Here is a 19,840-nt window from a genome sequence, read left to right as displayed (position 1 = left end):
TGAACACGAGCGAGGCGTTGCGGCCGCCGAGGCCGAAGGAATCCGCCAGTGCTGCCGTCAGTCTGCCGCGCCGCGGCTGACCAGTGACGAGGGCGCCGATAGCCGGACCAGGTGCACCGCCGTGCTCGCCCAGTCGCCGGGTGGCAGATCCGGCAGGAGTCCGTACGCGGTCAGCACCGTCGCGTGATGGACGGCGCCGGTGCTGGCGTCGCGGTAGCGGGCCGCGGGGTCGAGGCCGGCGAGCCGGACCGGCAGTCGCGGGGCGCCGTGGCGTGGGGTCCTCTGCCAGATCAGCAACAGGGCCTCGCTCCGGTCCGCGGCGGTGTACTGCACCGCGGTCGGCCCGTCCTCGGCGGGGGTACGGAGCCGGTGCAGCGTCCCGTGCTGTACGAGATGACGCACCGTCTTGTACTGGTCCACCAGGGCGCCGCCTTCCGCCAGTTCGCCGTCGGACCAGCGGGTGAGGTCGCCCCCGACGCCCAGCACCCCGGCCATCGCGACATGGAAACGGAAGCGCAGCGGCACGGACCGTCCGGTGTGCTGGTTCGGTACGTCGGTCACCCAGGCCGCCATGGTCCGCGCCGGGTAGATCTGGCTGTAGCCGTGCTGGATGGAGACGCGGTCCGCGGCGTCGGTGTTGTCCGAGGGCCAGGCCTGGTCGGTGCGGGACAGGATGCCCAGGTCGACCCGGCCGCCACCGCCGCTGCACGACTCGATCCGCAGGGCGGGATGGTCGGCGCGCAGCCGGTCGATGACCTCGTAGAGGTGGTGGACGTACGCCGTCCACAGCCGGTCGGCGCCCTCCGCCCGGTCCGGCCAGCCGGCTTCGCTCAGCGCGCGGTTCATGTCCCACTTGAGGAAGTCGATGGCATGCTCGGCCACCAGCCGCGTCAGCCAGCCGTAGGCCCAGTCCGCGACGTCACGGCGGGCGAAGTTGAGGACAAGCTGATGGCGCAGCTCGGTGCGGGCGCGGTGCGGGATGTGGAGCACCCAGTCGGGATGCCGGCGGTACAGATCGCTGTCCGGGTTGACCATCTCGGGTTCCACCCACAGCCCGAAGCGCATACCGAGCCGGTGCACCTCGCGGACCAGCGGTCCGAGCCCGTCCGGGAAGCCCTCCGGGGACACGGTCCAGTCACCGAGGCCCGCCCGCTCGCTGCGGCGCGCGCCGAACCAGCCGTCGTCAACGACATAGAGCTCCACGCCCAGCGCCGCCGCCCGCGCCGCCAGCGCCTTCTGGCCGCTCTCGTCGACCTCGAAACCGGTCGCCTCCCACGAGTTGTACAGCACCGGCCGCACCTCTCCGGGATGCGGCAGAACGTGGGCGAGGGTGTACGCGTGCCAGGCACGGCTCGTCGCGCCGAAACCGCCGTCGGCGTAGAGCCCTGCGTACGTCGGGGTGGTGAAGTCCTCGCCCGGCGCGAGGGGCAGGGCCGTACCGTCATGCCCGGCGCCGCCGGTGAAGCCCGCCCGGCCGTCGGGGCCACGGTGCACCGTGACGCGCCAGCTTCCGCTCCAGGCCAGGGCCGCGCTCCACACCTGGCCGTGGTCCTCGGTCGCCGCGCCCGCGTCCAGCATCACCCACGGATTCGCGTGGTGGCTGGTGACGCCCCGTCGGCTGGTGAGCACCGTTTCCCCGAACGCCGGCCGGTGCCGGTGCAGTTGGGTCTCACTGGCCCACTGTCCCGTGACATGGCTGAGCCGGTAGTCGTCCCGGGGCGGCAGCGTCCACGCGGCGGAGTCGGCCCGCAGGAGGTGTACGGATTCATCGCCGGTGTTGCGCAGGACGGTCCAGCGTTCGATGACGTCGCTGTCGTCGTGGACGCGGTAGTGCAGGGTCGTCAGCAGGGGGTAGTGGCGGTCCCTGAACTCCAGGGCCAGTTCGGTCTGTCCCGGGACCGGCTCGTGGACGCGATGGCCCAGAGGCTGCCACTCGAAGGCGCGGGTGCCATCGGCGAACCGCACCTGCAACGACGGGGGACCGTAGCGTGTGCCGCCGTCGACGGGAAGCTCTTCCCCGGCCGCCGGTCTTCCTTCGAAACTGCTGGCGGCCGGCGCCGGGGGAACGATGAGTTCCTCGGCCTCCTCAAGGGTCAGCCGTGGACCCCACGCGAGGTGACAGGGCGCACCTGTCTCGTCGACGCGGAGCGCGTACGACGTGCGCGGAGTGGAGAGCAGCCAGACCCCGGTGTCCGGGGCGAAGGAGATCACAGGCGTTGATCCTCACGGTCGGTTGGCTCCAGGAGAGCAGTCGGCAGCCAACCGCTCCTTCGATCACCTGTCAACACCGCCCACCCACCTCGCATTTGCACGACGCCTTCGACCCATGACGGGATTTCAGAAGGACCTTGTTTCTTTCATTGACAGAGGAAAAGAACCCCCCTACGTTTCCGGCCATGCGCTCGACACCTCGTCACGAGGCGGTTCCGGCCCCCACCCCGGCTGCTTCCCTCGTCTTCACCACCGTGCTGTCCCACGGCCCGCTGACGCGGGTGGAGATAGCCCGGCGGACCATGCTCTCCTCAGCGGCGGTGACCAAGGCCGTACGTCCGCTCATGGAGGCCGGATATCTGGTCGAAGGCGTGGACGAGGACGCGCGCCCCTCCCTCGGCCGGCCCGCCAACGCCGTACGGGTCGACGGTGGACGGGCGCTGTTCATCGGGGTGAAGGTGACCGGGGACGAGATCATCGCGGTCCTGGCCGATCTGTGCTGCCGTATCCGGGTGGCCCGCCACACGCCGCTGACCGGCCGCGATCCCGGCGCGGTGCTCGCTTCGATCGCGACGCTCGTACAGGAACTGCTCACGGAGGCCGACGGGTTCGGGGTACGGGTCAGCGGGATGGGCCTCGCCGTCTCCGGCGATGTGGACCGCGCCGCCGGCGTGGTGCGCTACTCACCCTTCCTCGACTGGCGGGACGTCCCGCTCGCCGAACTGGCCGGGACCGTCACCGGACTGCCGGTCACGGTCGACAACGACGTACGGGCCCTGACCGTCGCCGAGCAGTGGTTCGGGGCCGGCGTGGGGCTCTCCGACTTCGCTCTGGTGACCGTGGGCGCGGGCATCGGCTGCGGCCTGGTGGTACACGGACGGGTCGTCTCCGGTGCGCACGGCGTGGCCGGTGAGATCGGGCACCTGTCCATCGATCCGCTGGGCCCCGAGTGCTACTGCGGCAACACCGGATGCGTGGAGTCGATCGCCGGTGACGCGGCCATCGTCCGCCGCGTCCGGGAGACCACCGGTCTGCCCGTCGCGGGCGTCGCGCAGGCCCTGGAGCTGGCACACCAGGGTGAGCCCGGCGCCAGGGAGGCGTACACCCGGGCCGGTGAGGCGATCGGCCGCGCCATCGGAGCGGTGGTCAATGTCCTGGGGCCGCAACGGGTGATCATCTCCGGCGAGGGCCTGGCCGCCTACGACCTGTTCGCCGAGCAGATCCGTGACGCGTTCGCCGCGTCCGCCTTCGGCACCGCCGCCCAGTGCGACGTGATGACACGCCCCCTGCCCTTCGAGGAGTGGGCGCGCGGAGCCGCGGCCACCGCGATCCAGTCCTTCATCGGATCAAGCACGAGTTCTAGGAGTAGCGATGACGCTGCAGAGCCGCACCCCCTCGCTCGCCAGTGACCCCGGCCGCCGCAGAGTGGTCAACGGGCTGTTCGGACTCGGCGCCGCCGCGCTGGCCGCACCGCTCCTGACCGCGTGCGGTGGCGGACCGTCGGCCGATCCGAAGACGGTCACGTTCGGATCGAACGGGGCGGACGCCACACCCAAGACCGCCTACGCCGCGCTGACCAAGGCCTTCACCAAGGACAGCGGCCTCACGGTCAAGACGAACACCGTCGACCACGACACCTTCCAGAAGACCATCTCCACCTACCTCCAGGGCACCCCCGACGACGTCTTCACCTGGTTCGCGGGCTACCGCATGCAGTACTTCGCCAAGAAGGGCCTGTGCCATCCCCTCGACGACGTGTGGGAGACCATAGGCTCCGGCTTCAGCGACGCCGCCAAGCAGCTGTCCAGGGGTGAGGACGGGAAGTACTACTTCGTTCCGCTGTACAACTACCCGTGGGCCGTCTTCTACCGCAAGAGCCTGTTCAAGGAGCGCGGGTACGAAATCCCGCGTACCTGGAGCGAGTTCACCGCCCTGGCCAAGCAGATGAAGAAGGACGGGCTCTCCCCGATCGCGTCCGGCTACGGCGGAGGCGACAGCTGGACCGTCCTCGGCGCCTTCGACTACCTGAACCTGCGCTCCAACGGGTACGACTTCCACATGTCGCTCATGCGGGGCGAGGTCTCCTGGACCGACCGTCGTGCCGCCGCCGTCTTCGACCACTGGCGCGAGCTGGCCCCGTACCACCAGCAGGGCGCCGGCGGCCGCTCATGGCAGGACGCCGCGCAGTCGCTGCTCGACAAGAAGTCGGGCATGGCCGTGATCGGCCTCTTCCTCGGCCAGCAGATCACCGACGAGGCGCTGCGCGAGGACATCGACTTCTTCCCCTTCCCCGAGATCGACCCCGCCCACGGCCAGGACACCGTCGAGGCGCCCACCGACGGCTTCATGCTCAGCCGCAAGCCCAGGAACCCGGACGGCGCCAAGCGGTTCCTGGAGTTCCTCGGCAGCGCGGAGGCGGAGCAGCTCTACATGGGCGTCGACCCGAGCAATGTGGCCGCCCACGCACAGGCGGACACCGGCTCCTACAACGCCCTGCAGAAGAAGTCCGCGGCGCTCATCTCCTCGGCGAAGCACCTCACCCAGTTCGGTGACCGTGACAGCGACCCGGGCTTCATCTCCACCGTCGTGCTCCCCGGGCTGACCGAGTGGCTGGGCGACCCCGACAACGGCTCGGCCCTGCTGAAAAAGATCGAGTCCCAGCGCTCGCGCTTCTTCACGGCCTGATCAGGACCGGGAAGGTTCAGCATGTCCTCCGTACGCTCCGCGCCGCCGTCCGCCCGTCGGCCCCGCCCGCCCCGCCGGCTCGGCGCCGGCGACCGGCTCTTCCTCGCGGTCATCGTCGGTATCCCGCTGCTCGCCCTGCTGGCCTTCGTCTGGTTCCCCGCGCTGGCCTCGCTCGGCCTGTCCTTCACCAGCTGGGACGGCATCGACCTGTCCGACATCCACTGGATCGGACTGGACAACTACCACCAGATCTTCACCAACTACCCGCCGTTCTGGCCGGCCGTGCGGCACAACGTGGTCTGGCTGCTGTTCACCGCGCTGCTGCCCACCCCGTTCGGAATCTTCCTCGCCTACCAGCTCGACCGGAAGCTCCGCTTCACCAGGATCTACCAGACCGCGATCTTCCTGCCCATGGTGCTGTCACTCGCGGTGGTCGGCTTCATCTGGGAGATCATCTACAACCCCGACAGCGGTCTCCTCAACGGCGTCCTGAACGCGGCGGCCCCCGGTCAGCACATCGACTGGCTGGGCGACCCGGACCTCAACCTCTGGGCCGTCCTCGTCGCCTCGGCCTGGCGGCACACCGGCTACATCATGATCCTCTACCTGGCCGGACTGAAGGGGTTCGACCCGGCGCTCAAGGAAGCGGCCGCCCTCGACGGAGCCAACGGACGCCAGACCTTCCTGCGGGTCGTCTTCCCCGCCCTCAAGCCGGTCAACATCATCATCCTGGTCGTCACCGTCATGGAATCGCTGCGGGCCTTCGACATCGTGTACGTACTCGGCGGCGGGATCGGCAGCAAACCGGGCATGGAGCTTCTCTCGCTCCTGATCACCGACAACATCATCGGCGAGTCCAGCCACATCGGGTACGGCTCCGCCCTCGCGGTCGTCCTGCTCGTCCTCTCGCTGGCCGCCATCGGGGCCTTCCTCTTCCAGAACTTCCGCAAGGAGGACCAGTGACCGCGACCGCCACACCGCCGGCCGCCGGCTCACGAACCCGCCGCACGGCGCCTGCCGGCGGCAGTCCCCGGGGCCCCGGCCGCCAGACCGGCCGCCACCTGCTCCTCGGAGGAATCGCCCTGCTGTGGCTCGTGCCGCTGCTGTGGGCCGTCTACACCTCGCTGCGGCCCTACGCCGACACCAGCGAACACGGCTACCTCTCCTGGCCCGGCGCCATCAGCCTGGACAACTACGCCGACGCCTGGAACCAGTCCGGGATGCCGCACTTCTTCTGGAACTCCGTCCTCATCACGATCCCCTCGGTCCTGGGGACACTGCTGTTCTCCGCGGCGGTGGCGTTCTTCGTCTCCCGCTTCGACTTCCGCTGGAACATCGTCCTGCTGATGCTCTTCACCGCGGGCAACCTGCTGCCGGCGCAGGTGCTCATCACCCCCCTGTACCGGCTGTACCTGCTGATCCCGCTGCCGGGGTGGATGAGCGACTCGTTCCTGCTCTACAACTCCGTCTGGGGCATCATCGCGATCCACATCGCGTACCAGTGCGGCTTCTGCACCTTCGTACTCAGCAACTACATGCGGACGATCCCCAAGGAGATCACGGAAGCGGCGCTGGTCGACGGCGCCCCCGCGTGGCGCCAGTTCTTCCAGATCGTGCTGCCGCTCTGCCGTCCCGCGTTCGCGGCGCTGGCCACCCTCGAATCCATCTGGATCTACAACGACTTCTTCTGGTCCCTCGCACTGATCGAGACCGGGGACAAGCGCCCGATCACCTCGGCCCTGGCCAATCTCCAGGGCCAGTACTTCACCAACCCCAACCTCATCGCGGCCGGTGCGCTGATGACCGCGATCCCGACGCTGCTCGTGTATTTCGCGCTCCAGCGCCAGTTCATCAGCGGGCTGACCATCGGCTCCGGCAAGGGCTGAGCCGCCGTACGTACGTCCCCGGCCCGTGGTCCACCGCGATACCCCCCCCGTGACCCGACAAACAGGAGGTCCGACCCATGCGGTCATCCTCGTACCCCGCCATGCCCGGAGCTCCCGCCGCCTCCGCCCGCCGCACCATGAGAGCCGTGCTCGTCCTGGCCCTCACCGCCGGTCTGGCGACGGCCGTCCCCGCCGCGGAGGCGGTCGCGCCCGCGCAGTCCACTGCCCCCGCGCAGCCCTCGGCCCAAGTGAAGCCCGCGGACGTCGCCGCGAAGCCGTTCATGGGCTGGACCAGCTGGAGCATGCAGTCCTCGAAGTACCCCGGGCTCAACCCCGACGGCGACTACAGCTACCTCACCGAGGCGAACGTCCTCAAGCAGGCGGACGCCATGGCGTCCAAGCTGAAGCCGTACGGCTACGAGTACGTCAATATCGACGCCGGCTGGTGGCGTACCAACGACTGGACGCCCGAGTTCGACGCGTACGGCCGCCAGACCCCGGACCCGGACCGCTTCCCGCGCGGGATGAAGGCGGTCGCCGACCACATCCATGACAAGGGACTCAAGGCAGGCATCTACCTCCCCGTCGGCCTGGAGAAGGAGGCGTACGGCGAGGGCAAGGTGCCCATCTGGAACACCGAGTCCTGCACCACCGCCGACATCGTCCATCCGGACCTGCGCACCACCAACGGCTGGGACAGCGCCTACAAGATCGACTTCTCTCGCCCGTGCGCCCAGAAGTACATCGACTCGCAGGCCCAGCTGTTCGCCGACTGGGGCTACGACTTCCTCAAGCTCGACGGAGTCGGCCCCGGCTCGTTCAAGAGCGGTGAGAACTACGACAACGTCGCCGACGTCGCCGCCTGGCAGAAGGCCATCAGCACAGCGGGACGTCCGATCCACCTCGAACTCTCCTGGTCGCTCGACATCGGCCACGCGGCCGACTGGAAGCGGTACTCGAACGGCTGGCGGATCGACACCGACGTCGAGTGCTACTGCAACACCCTCGTCAGCTGGGAGAACTCCGTCGACGACCGGTTCGACGACGCCCCGGGGTGGAGCCGCAAGGCGGGCCCCGGCGGCTGGAACGACCTCGATTCCATCAATGTCGGCAACGGACAGATGGACGGCCTCACCAAGGCCGAACGGCAGAGTTACGTGACCCTGTGGGCCATCTCCAAGTCGCCGCTCTTCTCCGGCGACGACCTCACCCGGCTCGACGACTACGGGCTCTCCCTGCTGACCAACCGTGAGGTCATCGCCGTCGACCAGGGCGACACCCCCGTCGCCCGGCCGGTCACCCCCGCCGGCGACCAGCAGGTCTGGGGCGCGAAGAACCCCGACGGCAGCTACACCGTCGCCCTGTTCAACCTCGCGGACTCGCCCGCCGCCGTGACCGCCGACTGGGCATCCTTCGGCTTCACGGGCCGCGCCGGCGTCCGCGACCTGTGGAACCACGAGAACCTCGGCACATACCAGAACAAGGTGACGCAGGCCCTGCCCGCCCACGGCTCACGCCTGTTCACCGTCACGCCCGCCGGGCCTCCGCTCAAGACCACCGGCTACGAGGCCGAGTCGGCGGCCAACACCCTCAGTGGCAACGCCTCGGTGGGCGGCTGCGACGCGTGCTCGGGCGGCCAGAAGGTCGGCAACCTCTACGGCGGCGGCACGCTCCGGTTCAACGGCATCACGGTGAAGAAGGCCGGTATCTACACCGTCAACGTCGCCTACGTCAGCGGTGACGCGCGCTCGGTGGCGGTCTCCGCCAACGGCAACGGCGCCACCAGCCTGACATTTCCCTCGACCGGGGACTGGGGAACCGCGGAGACCGTCAGCGTGCCCGTGACCCTCAAGGCGGGCGCCAACACCGTCACCTTCGACAGCGGTTCCGGGTACGCCCCCGACATCGACAAGATCGCCGTACCGCAGTCCTGACCCCTCCGGTCTTCCCCCCGGCAGTCCTGCCCCCCGCAGCCCTGCCATCCCCGCATTCTGACCACCTGCCCCGGACATGGAGTGCACCGTGGACATCCAGCACACCGACTCACCAGAACGCCGCCCCAGCCGCAGAGGCTTCCTCACCCTCGCCGCCGCGGCGGGAACCGTCACCGCCCTCGGCGCCCTGCCCCCCTTCACCGCCACCGCGGCCCCACGCCGCCCCACCGAATCGCCCATGCTGTCCGCGGCGGCGAAGAACGAACTGTGGTGGCAGGCGCCCGGCTCCGAGAGCTCGATGATCGAGCAGGGACTGCCGATCGGCAACGGACGCCTCGGCGCGCTCGCCAGCAACGACCCCGGCCGCGAACTACTGATGATCACCGACGCGACCCTCTGGACCGGCGGGCTCAACGACACGCTCGACTCCGACGGCCAGTTCCCCTACGCCCGGGACGACTTCGGCTCCTTCACCCTGCTGGCGAAGCTGACCGTGGACATCCCCGGCCATGACCTGTCGGCCGTCTCCGGCTACCGCCGCGCCCTCGACCTCAGCCAGGGCCTGGTCACCACCTCGTACCTCCGCTCGGGCGTCACGTACCAGCGCCAGATCTTCGCCAGCCGGCCCGACGACGCCATCGTCCTGTACTTCTCCCAGAAGGGCGGCGGTCACTACACCGGCACCGTCTCACTCGACGGAACCCACGGCGAGACCACCACCGCGAACCGACCCGGTGGGTACGCGTCCTTCGGCGCCGCGTTCCCCAACGGCCTGCGATACGGAGCAGCCGTCACCGCGTACAGCCGGTCCGGCCGCGTCACCGTCGACGGAACGCGGATCTCCTTCGCCGGCTGCCAGGACCTGACCGTGGTCGTGAGCGGCGGCACCAACTACGCGCCCGACGCCGCCGCCGGCTACCGCGACCCGTCCCTCGACCCGCAGCGGCTGGCCAGGACCAAGGTCCTCGACGCGGCCGGACACCCGGCCGGCACCCTGCTGCGCACCCATGTCGCCGACTACCGCGACGTGTTCGAGCGGATGGACATCTCGCTCGGTACGTCCTCCCCGGCGCAGCGCGGCCTGGACACCTGGGAGCGGTTGCGGGCGCGCGCCAGGGACGGCGAGCCCGACCCCGAAATCGAGGCGGCCTATCTCCAGTACGGCCGCTACCTGATGATCTCCGGATCCCGGGGCAGCCTGCCGCTCAACCTCCAGGGCCTCTGGCTGGACGGCAACGACCCGGACTGGATGGGCGATTACCACACCGACATCAACATCCAGATGAACTACTGGATGGCCGACCGGGCGGGCCTGTCCAGCTGCTTCGACGCCTACGCCGACTACTGCCTGGCGCAGCTGCCGTCCTGGACCGATCTCACCCACCGGCTCTTCAACGACGAGCGCAACCGGTACCGCAACTCCACGGGCAGGATCGCGGGCTGGACCGTGGCCATCTCCACCAACATCCATGGCGGAGGCGGCTGGTGGTGGCACCCCGCGGGCAACGCGTGGCTGTGCCAGTCCCTCTGGGAGCACTACGAGTACACCCAGGAGCGGGAGTACCTGGCCAAGATCTACCCGCTGCTCAAGGGCGCCTGCGAGTTCTGGGAGGCCCGGCTCATCACCACGACCGTCACCGACCCGGCGACCGGGGCCCCGCGCGAGGTACTCGTCGCGGACAGCGACTGGTCGCCCGAGCACGGGCCGCTCGACGCCAAGGGCATCACGTACGCCCAGGAACTGGTGTGGACCCTGTTCGGCTCCTACCGCACCGCGTGCGCCGTGCTGGGCAAGGACCCCGGATACAGCGAGACGATCGACGCCCTCCGGGAGCGCCTCTATCTCCCCGTGGTGAGCCCGAAGACGGGCTGGCTGGAGGAGTGGATGTCTCCCGACAACCTCGGCGAGACCACCCACCGGCATCTCTCGCCCCTCGTCGGGCTCTTCCCCGGGGACCGGATCCGGCCGGACGACTCCACCCCGAAGGACCTGCTCGACGGCGCGACCGCCCTGCTCGCCGCGCGCGGCATGAACAGCTTCGGCTGGGCGAACGCCTGGCGCAGTCTGTGCTGGGCCCGGCTGAAGGACGCCGAGAAGGCATACGAACTCGTCGTCAATAACCTGAAGCCGTCGGCCAACGGCAGCAACGGCACCGCGATGAACCTGTTCGACATCTACGAGGTCGAACAGGGCCGGGGCATCTTTCAGATCGACGCCAACTTCGGCACCCCGGCCGCCATGATCGAGATGCTGGTCTACTCGCGGCCGGGACACATCGAGCTGCTGCCGGCCCTGCCGACGGCCTGGGCGCGGTCCGGCTCGGTGACGGGCGTGGGCGTACGCGGCGGCTTCGTCATTGACCTCGCCTGGCGGGACGGCGCGGTCACCGAGGCGCGGCTGCGCAGCGTCGGGGGCCGCTCCACCACCGTGGTGTTCGCGGGGAAGGCCCGGAAGGTGGACCTCGAGCCGGGCGGCTCCGTCACCCTGCGGGATCTCGGGTGACGGGCGCCCCGGCCCGCTCCCTGCCGGCGTACGCCGTGGCTGTCGTCGCCGCGCTGCTTCTCGCGCTCTGCGCACCCCTGACCACCGCCGCGGCGCACGCGCCGGCGCGGACCGGTACGGCGGAGCCGGCCCGGCACACCGTGGTCACCTGGGGCGCCGCCGCCGACCGCCAGAGCGAGGGGCCGGCCGATCGCAGTTACCGGCTCATCGTGCGGACCAGCGTCGGCGGCAGCGATCTGCGCATACGTCTGTCCAACGCGTTCGGCGACCATCCGGTCACCTTCGCGAGCGCCTACGCGGGGCTGCGCAAGCAGGGCGCGGAGCTCGTCCGCGGCAGCAACCGGCGGCTCGGCTTCGGTGGCGCGGGGTCCGTCACGGTCCCGGCCGGGGAAACCGTCCTGAGCGACCCGTTGCCCGGGAAGCTCGCGGCGCTGAGCGATCTGGTCGTCAGCCTCTATGTGACGGGCGCCCAGGGACCGACGACCGGACACGGCATGGCCATGCAGACGTCGTACGCGGCCGCCGGAGACCACGCGCGTGAGGAGGGAGCGGCCCACTGGACCGACCCGATGGGGTCCTGGTACTGGCTGGACGCGGTCAGCGTGGAGACCGCTTCGGACATCGGCGCCGTGGTCGCGCTCGGCGACTCCATCACCGACGGCTGGCAGTCGGCCACCGACGAGAACCGCCGGTGGCCCGACTACCTCTCCCGCCGCCTCCGGGACGCGAGCGGCAGCACCGTGAAGGGCGTCGCCAATGAGGGCATCTCCGGCAACAAGGTCCTGGCGGACGGCGCGGGGCAGAGCGCGGCATCCCGGCTGCGGCGCGATGTGCTCTCCCAGCCGGGCGTCCGTACGGTGTTCCTCTTCGAGGGCATCAACGACATCAAGGCGCACACCGGGGTCACGGTGGACGACATGATCGCCGGCTACCGGGAGATCATCGACCGGGTGCACGCGGCGGGCGCGTGCGTCGTCGGCGCGACCGTGATGCCGTACAAGGGCTGGTCCGAATACGACGCCGAGGGCGAAGCCGTACGCCAGGGCGTCAACGACTTCATCAGGAACAGCGGCGAGTTCGACGCCGTGACGGACTTCGACAAGACCGTCCGGAGCCCGTACGACCCGGAGCGGATGCTGCCCGTCTTCGACGGCGGCGATCATCTGCATCCGAACGACAAGGGTATGCAGGCGATGGCCGACGCGGTCGATCTGGCAGAGCTGAACTGCGACCGCCAGAGCTGAACTGCGACCGCTCCGACGGATGAGCCGTACCGCGCGGCCGGGCGGTCACGTCAGGGACAGCAGTTCCTCGACCAGGCCGCCCACCTGGCCGGTCTCGATGAGGAAGCCGTCGTGCCCGTACGGCGACTCGATGATTCTGAGCCGGTCGGCGCCGGGGACGGCGGCGGCGAGTTCCGCCTGCTGGGCGAGGGGATAGAGCCGGTCGGAGTCGACGCCCGCGATCAGGGCCGGCATCCGGACGCGCCGCAGGGCCGCGGCCACGCCGCCGCGGTCCCTGCCGACGTCGTGGCCGTTCATCGCCTCGGTGAGCACCACATAGCTGCCCGCGTCGAACCGGCGCACCAGTTTGGCGGCGTGGTGGTCGAGATAGGACTCGACCTGGTAGCGGCCGCCCCGCCAGGGGTGGCCGCCCGGCTGCGGGTGTCCGCCGAACCGGGCGCCGAGTTCCGGCTCGCTGCGGTACGTCACATGGGCGATGCGGCGCGCGATACCCAGCCCCCGGTGCGGTCCGTCGCCGGCCGGCGCGTCGTGGTAGCGGCCCTCCCGCCATGCCGGGTCCGACCGGATCGCCGCTATCTGGACGGCGCCCCAGGCGATCTGTTCCGCGGAGGCGGCCGCGGGACACGCGAGCACCAGCAGCGATCCCGTACGGTCCGGCCGGCTGACGGCCCATTCGAGGGCCCGCATGCCGCCCATGGAACCGCCGATGACCGCTGCCCAGCGCGCGATGCCCAGGGCGTCGGCGAGGGCCGCCTCGGCGGCCACCTGGTCGCGCTGGGTCAGATACGGGAACGAAGAACCCCAGCGGCCCCCGCCCGGCCGCGGCGACGAGGGACCTGTGCTGCCCTGGCAGCCGCCCAGCACGTTCGGGGCGACCACGAACCACCGTGTGGTGTCGAGCGCCCTGCCCGGCCCGACCAGGGCGTCCCACCAGCCCGGAGTGGGATGCCCCGGCCCGGCCGGCCCCGCGACATGGCTGTCTCCCGTCAGCGCGTGCAGGACCAGCACCGCGTTCGAACCGTCGGGGGCGAGCCGCCCCCACGTCTCGTACGCGAGCCGGACGCCGGGCAGCAGCCCGCCGGCCTCCAGGGGAAGCGGAGCGTCGAGCGTCACCCAGGCGCGGCGGCCCGGCGCGTCCCCCTCCTGCCAGCCGCCGGTGGCCGGAGGGAGGGGGAGCGTGTCAGGTTCGGCCGACGTGTTCAGGACGCCGCCTTGGCGGCGCGGAACCCTGCCTCCAGATCGGCCTTGAGGTCGTCGACGCTCTCCAGCCCCACCGAGAGCCGCACCAGGCCGGGCGGGGTGCCCGTCGCGGTCAGCTCTTCTTCGCCGAGCTGGCTGTGGGTGGTCGACGCCGGATGGATGATGAGGCTCCGTACGTCGCCGATGTTGGCGAGGTGGCTGAAGAGTTCGACCCCGTCCACGAACCTCTTGCCCGCCTCGACGCCGTCGCGCAGTTCGAACGCGAGCACGGCTCCGGTACCGCGCGGAAGGTAGCGGCGACCCGCCTCGTACCAGCGGTTGGAGGGCAGCCCCGGGTAGTGGACCGCGGAGACCTCGTCGCGCTGCTCCAGCCACTGGGCGAGGGCCAGGGCGTTGGACGTGTGCCGCTCGATACGCAGGCTGAGCGTCTCCACACCCTGCAGCAGCAGGAACGCCGAGTGCGGCGAGAGCGCGGGGCCGATGTCGCGCAGCAGCTGGACCCGGAGCTTCGCGGCGAAGGCGCCCGGTCCCAGGTCCGGCCAGTAACGCAGCCCGTGATAGCTGGGGTCGGGGGTGTGGAAGTCGGCGAACCGCTCGCTGTGCGCGCCGAAGTCGAAGGTGCCACCGTCGACCACCACGCCGCCGATGGTGGTGCCGTGCCCGCCGAGGAACTTCGTCGCCGAGTGGACCACGATGTCCGCGCCGTGCTCGATGGGGCGGAGCAGATAGGGGGTCGGGACGGTGTTGTCGACGATCAGCGGCAGCCCGGCGTCGTGCGCCGCGTCGGCCACCGCCCGTACATCGAGGACATTGCCGCGCGGATTGCCCAGGGTCTCCGCGAACAGGGCCTTGGTGTTGGGGCGCACGGCGGCGCGCCAGGCGTCGATGTCGTCCGGATCGTCGACGAAGGACACCTCGATGCCGAAGCGGGGGAGGGTGTGACGGAAGAGGTTGTAGGTCCCGCCGTAGAGCGAGGTGCTGGAGACGATGTGGTCCCCGGCGCGGGCCAGCGTGAGGATCGCGAGCGTCTCGGCGGCCTGCCCGGACGCGACCGCGACGGCCGCCGCCCCGCCCTCCAGAGCGGCGATCCGCTGCTCCAGGACGTCCTGCGTGGGGTTGTGGATCCGGGTGTAGATGTTGCCGGGCTCGGCGAGGGAGAACAGGTCCGCCGCGTGCTGGGTGTCCCTGAAGACGAACGACGTCGTCTGGTAGATCGGTACCGCGCGGGCACCGGTCGTGGGATCGGGTGCGGCGCCCGCGTGGATCTGCTTGGTCTCGAAGGACCAGGAGGCGCCGGGTTCCTGCCGGGAGATGTCCTCGGGAGTGTGTCCCGCGGTGATGGAGTCGACGGGCTGGCTCATGCTCTGGCCTCGCACGGGTTCTGTGGCGGAATCGGGGGTACGTGAATGCTTGATTACGGACCGTAGAGGCCATCGCGCGGCCGCCGGAAGCGCGACAGGGGAATGGCCACGAACCTGAAATACCTCGGCAACACAAGGTCCGCCCGGGGGTAAACGCGCGGGCACACAGATGACGCCCGCCGCCTGGCCGGCGGCGGGCGTCATCAAGAGTGACGGCGTGTTACGGGACGATCTTCAGAAGCTTGTTGGGCGAGCCGGAGCCGGGGTTGATCACGACCCCCGACGTGGCACCGTTCACCAGCGCCGTGGCGACCTGGGCCGGGGTCGCGGTGGGGTGGCCGGAGAGATAGACCGCCGCCGCGCCGGCCACGTGCGGTGTGGCCATCGAGGTTCCCGAGATGGTGCTGCTGGCCGTGTCCGAGGTGTTCCAGGCGCTGGTGATGGAGCTGCCGGGAGCGAAGAGGTCCACCCGCGTACCGTAGTTGGAGTAGCTGGCGCGCGCGTCGGTGCTGGTCGTCGCCCCGACGGTGATGGCTTCCGGTACCCGGGCCGGCGAGTAGTTCTGCGCGTTGGCCCCGGAGTTGCCCGCGGCTATCGCGTAGGTCACGCCGCTCCTGATGGAGTTCTGCACGGCCGCGTCCAGCGCGGGGTCGGCGCCGCCGCCCAGGGACACGTTGGCGACGGAGGGCCCGCTGTGGTTCTGCGTCACCCAGTCGATGCCCGCCACCACCTGGGCCGTGGTGCCCGAGCCCGCGTTGTTGAGCACGCGTACGGCCACCACCCTGGCCTTCTTCGCCACGCCGTACGCGGTGCCCGCCGTGTTGGCCGCCACGTGGGTGCCGTGACCGTTGCCGTCCTGCGCGGTGTTGTCGTTGTCGACCGCGTCGTATCCGTAGGAGGCGCGTCCGCCGAAGTCCTGATGGGTGATGCGGACCCCGGTGTCGATGACGTACACGGTGGTTCCGCCACCGGCGCTGTCGGGATAGGTGTACTTCTGGTCCAGCGGCAGCGAGGCCTGGTCAATACGGTCCAGGCCCCACGACGGCGGGTTCGTCTGGGTGGCGAGAGCATGCACCGTACGGTCCTGGAACACCTGCTCGACGGACGGGTCGGCGGCGAGCCTGCGCGCCTGGGCGGGCGAGAGACGGGCGGCGTAACCGTTGAGAGCGGCCGTGTAGGTCCGCTCGATCGTGCCACCGTATTCGGACACCACGCTCCGGCCGGGAGCCGAGGCGGCCTTGAGGCCGGCGGTCTTCTTCAGGGTGACGATGTAGCTGCCCTGCACGGCGTTCTCGGCGCCGGCGCCGATGACCGTGCCGACGGCGGGCGCCGCCTGGGCCGGAAAGGAGACCGCGCCGAGGGCCGCGGCGGCCGCGGCCGCGGTGATCGCCGCGGCGATCCGGGTGGTGGTGAGCGTCGATGCCATGGTGAGGGGTTCTCCTCATCGTGGTGCGCCGGGGTGCATGCGCGGGTGGGGGGCGCGTACGGGAGGTACGCGCAGGCGGCGCGGACGGGTCCGGTGACCGCCTGAGAGAACCCTCGCGGAGGTCTGAGGCCCGGAACAAGGAGTTCTGACGGGCTGTCATGTGTTTGACATGGCCATGCAATGACCTTGTAGTGAAGATCGTGCGTTCACAGGCCCCCGGGCGGGCACAGGCGTGCGGTATTCAGGCCGCCCGACCTCTGAGACGGCCTTTCGGACGGCCGTCTACCATGGCGACCGTGACCGTGATTGATGCCGAGGACGTCCGCCGTATCGCGCTGTCCCTTCCCCAGACGGTGGAGAAGGAGGCGTGGAGCATGCCCACGTTCCGCGTCGCGGGGAAGATGTTCATCACGGTTCCCGACGATCAGTCGTCGTTCGCCGTGCGGTGCCCCAGGCACGAGCGGACCGAGCTGATCGCGGCGGAGCCGGAGAAGTTCTGGGTGCCGCCGCACGAGGCGAGTTCCGCGTGGGTCCGCGTGCGGCTGGGCGCTCTGGAGGACCTGGACGAGCTGCGGGACATCCTCGTGGACTCCTGGAAGCAGGCCGCGCCGGAGCGCCTCGTGGACGCGCTCCCCACCTCGGAGCCGGGTACGGGAGCGGGCGCGTAGAAGCCGGCTGAGCCTCGACGGTCACGCCCCGTGGGGCGCCCGGAAGTCAGCCGGCCGTGTCTCCGGAGTCACGGACCGCGCGCGGCCCGCTGTCGAGCACGTCGAAGAAGCGCAGCAGTCCGGCGAGCCGGAGTGTTCTGTGAACCTGCGGATTGTTGAGGACCAGCGCCAGCCTGCCCCCGCGCTCGCGCACCCGGCTGCGCGCCCGGCACAGGACCGAGAGCCCGCTGCAGTCGATGAAGCTCAGATACTGGAGATCGATCACCACGTCGGGCTCCGGAGCGGCGGTCAGGGAATCGAGGTACGCGGAAATGACCGGCGCGGTCAACAGGTCCATCTCTCCGCGCAGTTCCACGACGGTGGTCCGGCCCACGATTCGCTCGCGCAGGCAGCTGGGCCCCTCGTACGACATGACAATCACCTATGAATTCGGCTGATCCGTTCTGCGGCAAGGACGTTGATCCATCCCTCGGCACGGCCGAGGACAAGGACCATCCAAACCGCTGCCGCGCGTCAGGGGGAGTGCCGACCGGCCCTGTGCGGCGGGGTCGGCCGGCCCGGGCGGGCCGGCCACATGTACTCGGCCCTGATCACTCGGCCCTGATCACTCAGCCCTGTTCCGGGACGATCGCGACCGGGCAGGAGGCACGACGCAGTACCGCGTGATTGACGCGGCCGAGCTGAAGTCCCACCGCTCCCCGCCGCCGTGCGCCGACCACGAGCAGATCAGCGGTGGCCGCCTCGTCGAGGAGCGTCCGGTGCGCCGTGCCCCGTACGACTTTCCGCCGGAGGGCCACCTCGGGATACTCCTCCCGGACGGCGCCCAGGACCCGGTCCACCCACGCGTCCGCCCGCTGCCGGCCGTCCCCCGCCGGGTCTGCGCCGGCCGACGCGGACGGCTTGCTCAGGTGAGCCGTGCGGTGCCAAGCGCGTACGGCGACCAGCTCGCAGCCGCGTGACCGCGCCTCGCGGAAGGCGAAGCGCGCGGCGGCGGCGCTCGCGGCGGAGTCCCCGACGCCGACGACTACGCGCCGGTAGGTGGCCCGCCGGTTCGGCTCCGCGCCGCGCGCCACGACCACCGGGCAGTGGGCCCGGGCGGCGACGGCCAGACTCGCGGATCCCAGGAGCAGGCCCACGATCGAGCCGTGTCCGCGCGGCCCCAGCACGAGGAGGGAGGCCTCGTGCCCTTCTCTCAGGAGCGCCGTCACCGGATCCTCGGGCCACACCTCGGTGGACACTCGCATATCTGCGGCGAGCCGGTGCGCACGGTCCTCGGCGGTGGAGACGAGGTTCTCGGCGCACACCTGCTCAAGGGGGCGGTCCCCGCCGAGTCTCGGCCGTACGCCTTCGTAGTGCTCCCACAGCGAGGCGTGGACGAGCCTCAGTGGCAGGCCGGCGCGTTCCGCCGCCGCCACCGCCCAGTCGACGGCCTGCGGGTTGCCTTCCGATCCGTCCACTCCCACGACCACGGGAAGCTCCATCGCTCCCACTGCCTCTCCGCTCATGGCGATTGTTTGTGTGCGTTCGTATGAGCGCCGGACCTGCGAGTGTGTCCCGCGCTCCCTCCAGTGTGATGGCGGGGCGCGGCCCCGGCAGGGCCAGCAGGTCGGTGCCCGGATACCCGCCCGGTCCGGCCCGTCACCCGAAGGGGCCGAGTGGCTCATGTCGCGCGGCCACCTCGGCGCACACCCTTGAGGTGTGGCTGCGGTTCGGCGGTCACGGCCATGAAGGGAGTACGGACATGAATCCCCTCGTCACCGTGGGCCTGGACGGTACCCCCGAGTCACTGTCCGCCGCCCACTGGGCCGCGCAGGAAGCGCGAGTACGTCACGCGACCCTGCGCCTGCTGCACGCGTGGGTGCTGCTGGCGGCGGAGCCGGCGACGCACCCCTCGGAGGCCGATCAGAACTACTGGGCCGAACGGATCGTGGAAGAGGCACGCTCCGCCGTCGAGAAGCGCTACCCGGACCTGCCCATCTACGAGGACCTGGTGGCCGAGGACCCGGTGACCGCACTGCTGGCAGCCGCCCGGGAGTCGGACATGCTGGTCCTCGGTTCCCGGGACATGGCCCCCATGGCCAGCTACTTCCTCGGCGACGTCGGCCTGCACGTGGTGGCACGGGCCGAGGCCCCCTCGGTCCTCGTACGGGCCAGGGAAGACTCCGCGCCGCTCGCGGACGACGGCGATGTGGTGGTGGCCCTGGGCTTGCGCCGGCCCAGCGACGCTCTGTTCGAGTTCGCCTTCGACAGCGCGGCCCGGCGCGGTGTCACCCTGCGGGCTGTCCACGGCAGAAGCCTCCCGGCCCCCGTGTACACCCGTGGCGGCGTCGATCCCTCCCTGTCCGAGGCGGCGGCCAAGGACGCGCGGCGGGAACTCACCGACGCGCTGCGCCCGTGGCGCGAGAAGTACCCGGACGTGCGCACGGTCGACAGCGTGTGGCTGGAGAGTCCGGCGCGAGCGGTCGTCCGGGGCGCGTCGGGCGCCGGGCTGCTCGTCGTCGGCCGCCGGAAGAACCGGCCCGCGCTGTCGCCCCGGGTCGGCCACGTCTTGTCGGCGGCCGTGCACCACGCACCGTGCCCCGTGGCGGTCGTCCCGCACGAGTGATCCGTACGGGGACAGGCGACCCGTACGGGGGCGCGCTGCCAGGATGCCCCGACACCGTCAGCCGCTACCGTGGAAGTGCGGCCCGGTGGTGGTCTGATGCGCGCGGGCCCCGACGGA

Annotated in this window: 15 protein-coding genes; 9 read left to right on the top strand and 6 right to left on the bottom strand. The window is 70.6% G+C overall.

The window, feature by feature from the left end:
• Positions 1-57 precede the first annotated feature (57 nt).
• The gene (locus ACZ6MZ_RS16550; protein WP_469352529.1) at positions 58-2,211 is read right to left on the bottom strand and encodes an alpha-galactosidase; all 2,154 of its coding nucleotides are present in this window, start codon (positions 2,209-2,211) and stop codon (positions 58-60) included.
• Positions 2,212-2,396: 185 nt separating this feature from the next.
• On the opposite strand from ACZ6MZ_RS16550, the gene ACZ6MZ_RS16545 reads away from it, so the two are divergent.
• From ACZ6MZ_RS16545 to ACZ6MZ_RS16515, 7 genes are all read left to right on the top strand, one after another.
• A complete protein-coding gene (locus ACZ6MZ_RS16545; RefSeq protein WP_384180258.1) occupies positions 2,397-3,620 on the top strand; it encodes an ROK family protein in 1,224 nt (407 codons plus the stop codon).
• Positions 3,583-4,896, top strand: coding sequence for an ABC transporter substrate-binding protein (locus ACZ6MZ_RS16540; RefSeq protein ID WP_469352527.1), 1,314 nt, complete (start codon positions 3,583-3,585; stop codon positions 4,894-4,896). Before ACZ6MZ_RS16545 ends, ACZ6MZ_RS16540 begins: the two co-directional genes overlap by 38 nt.
• Before the next feature lie 21 nt (positions 4,897-4,917).
• The gene (locus ACZ6MZ_RS16535; RefSeq protein WP_469352526.1) at positions 4,918-5,859 is read left to right on the top strand and encodes a carbohydrate ABC transporter permease; all 942 of its coding nucleotides are present in this window, start codon (positions 4,918-4,920) and stop codon (positions 5,857-5,859) included.
• Positions 5,856-6,782 carry a carbohydrate ABC transporter permease gene (locus ACZ6MZ_RS16530; RefSeq protein ID WP_469352524.1) on the top strand — a complete coding sequence of 309 codons (927 nt, stop codon included), beginning with the start codon at positions 5,856-5,858 and terminating at the stop codon, positions 6,780-6,782. Before ACZ6MZ_RS16535 ends, ACZ6MZ_RS16530 begins: the two co-directional genes overlap by 4 nt.
• A 77-nt stretch (positions 6,783-6,859) precedes the next feature.
• Entirely contained in the window at positions 6,860-8,716 is a 1,857-nt protein-coding gene (locus tag ACZ6MZ_RS16525) for an alpha-galactosidase D (RefSeq protein ID WP_469352522.1), read from the top strand.
• 88 nt (positions 8,717-8,804) lie between these two features.
• Positions 8,805-11,219 carry a glycosyl hydrolase family 95 catalytic domain-containing protein gene (locus ACZ6MZ_RS16520; protein ID WP_469352520.1) on the top strand — a complete coding sequence of 805 codons (2,415 nt, stop codon included), beginning with the start codon at positions 8,805-8,807 and terminating at the stop codon, positions 11,217-11,219.
• Positions 11,216-12,463, top strand: a complete 1,248-nt coding sequence (locus tag ACZ6MZ_RS16515; protein WP_469352519.1) for an SGNH/GDSL hydrolase family protein — start codon at positions 11,216-11,218, stop codon at positions 12,461-12,463. The genes ACZ6MZ_RS16520 and ACZ6MZ_RS16515 overlap by 4 nt, the downstream gene beginning before the upstream one ends.
• A 45-nt stretch (positions 12,464-12,508) precedes the next feature.
• On the opposite strand, the gene metX is transcribed toward ACZ6MZ_RS16515, so the two are convergent.
• The 3 genes from metX to ACZ6MZ_RS16500 form a co-directional block, all read right to left on the bottom strand.
• Positions 12,509-13,666 (bottom strand): homoserine O-acetyltransferase MetX, encoded by a 1,158-nt coding sequence (gene metX / locus ACZ6MZ_RS16510; protein WP_469352924.1) that lies wholly within the window; start codon positions 13,664-13,666, stop codon positions 12,509-12,511.
• Positions 13,663-15,024: a bifunctional o-acetylhomoserine/o-acetylserine sulfhydrylase gene (locus tag ACZ6MZ_RS16505; RefSeq protein ID WP_389788740.1), complete on the bottom strand. Its 1,362-nt coding sequence runs from the start codon at positions 15,022-15,024 to the stop codon at positions 13,663-13,665. Before ACZ6MZ_RS16505 ends, metX begins: the two co-directional genes overlap by 4 nt.
• Before the next feature lie 220 nt (positions 15,025-15,244).
• Positions 15,245-16,450, bottom strand: coding sequence for a S8 family peptidase (locus ACZ6MZ_RS16500; RefSeq protein WP_469352516.1), 1,206 nt, complete (start codon positions 16,448-16,450; stop codon positions 15,245-15,247).
• Between the two features lie 287 nt (positions 16,451-16,737).
• Between ACZ6MZ_RS16500 and ACZ6MZ_RS16495 the strand changes: the two genes are divergently transcribed.
• A complete protein-coding gene (locus tag ACZ6MZ_RS16495) occupies positions 16,738-17,118 on the top strand; it encodes an MmcQ/YjbR family DNA-binding protein (RefSeq protein WP_469352514.1) in 381 nt (126 codons plus the stop codon).
• A gap of 46 nt (positions 17,119-17,164) precedes the next feature.
• Here ACZ6MZ_RS16495 and ACZ6MZ_RS16490 read toward each other — a convergent pair whose 3' ends face one another.
• A complete protein-coding gene (locus ACZ6MZ_RS16490; RefSeq protein ID WP_469352512.1) occupies positions 17,165-17,530 on the bottom strand; it encodes an STAS domain-containing protein in 366 nt (121 codons plus the stop codon).
• Between the two features lie 196 nt (positions 17,531-17,726).
• A complete protein-coding gene (locus ACZ6MZ_RS16485) occupies positions 17,727-18,623 on the bottom strand; it encodes a universal stress protein (protein WP_469352510.1) in 897 nt (298 codons plus the stop codon).
• 236 nt (positions 18,624-18,859) lie between these two features.
• Here ACZ6MZ_RS16485 and ACZ6MZ_RS16480 point away from each other — a divergent pair, with 236 nt between their 5' ends.
• The gene (locus ACZ6MZ_RS16480; protein ID WP_389788733.1) at positions 18,860-19,723 is read left to right on the top strand and encodes a universal stress protein; all 864 of its coding nucleotides are present in this window, start codon (positions 18,860-18,862) and stop codon (positions 19,721-19,723) included.
• The last annotated feature ends 117 nt before the right edge of the window (positions 19,724-19,840 follow it).

The organism is Streptomyces sp. NPDC042201 (assembly GCF_055582185.1).
This window is presented reverse-complemented; position numbering and strand designations above follow the sequence as displayed.

What these genes read in the sequence shown, in the direction of transcription:
- ACZ6MZ_RS16545 (WP_384180258.1), top strand. Translation starts at nt 2,397, where the DNA reads ATGCGCTCGACACCTCGTCACGAGGCGGTTCCGGCCCCCACCCCGGCT.
- ACZ6MZ_RS16540 (WP_469352527.1), top strand. Translation starts at nt 3,583, where the DNA reads ATGACGCTGCAGAGCCGCACCCCCTCGCTCGCCAGTGACCCCGGCCGC.
- ACZ6MZ_RS16535 (WP_469352526.1), top strand. Translation starts at nt 4,918, where the DNA reads ATGTCCTCCGTACGCTCCGCGCCGCCGTCCGCCCGTCGGCCCCGCCCG.
- ACZ6MZ_RS16525 (WP_469352522.1), top strand. Translation starts at nt 6,860, where the DNA reads ATGCGGTCATCCTCGTACCCCGCCATGCCCGGAGCTCCCGCCGCCTCC.
- ACZ6MZ_RS16505 (WP_389788740.1), bottom strand. Translation starts at nt 15,024, where the DNA reads ATGAGCCAGCCCGTCGACTCCATCACCGCGGGACACACTCCCGAGGAC.
- ACZ6MZ_RS16500 (WP_469352516.1), bottom strand. Translation starts at nt 16,450, where the DNA reads ATGGCATCGACGCTCACCACCACCCGGATCGCCGCGGCGATCACCGCG.
- ACZ6MZ_RS16495 (WP_469352514.1), top strand. Translation starts at nt 16,738, where the DNA reads ATGGCGACCGTGACCGTGATTGATGCCGAGGACGTCCGCCGTATCGCG.
- ACZ6MZ_RS16490 (WP_469352512.1), bottom strand. Translation starts at nt 17,530, where the DNA reads ATGTCGTACGAGGGGCCCAGCTGCCTGCGCGAGCGAATCGTGGGCCGG.
- ACZ6MZ_RS16485 (WP_469352510.1), bottom strand. Translation starts at nt 18,623, where the DNA reads ATGAGCGGAGAGGCAGTGGGAGCGATGGAGCTTCCCGTGGTCGTGGGA.
- ACZ6MZ_RS16480 (WP_389788733.1), top strand. Translation starts at nt 18,860, where the DNA reads ATGAATCCCCTCGTCACCGTGGGCCTGGACGGTACCCCCGAGTCACTG.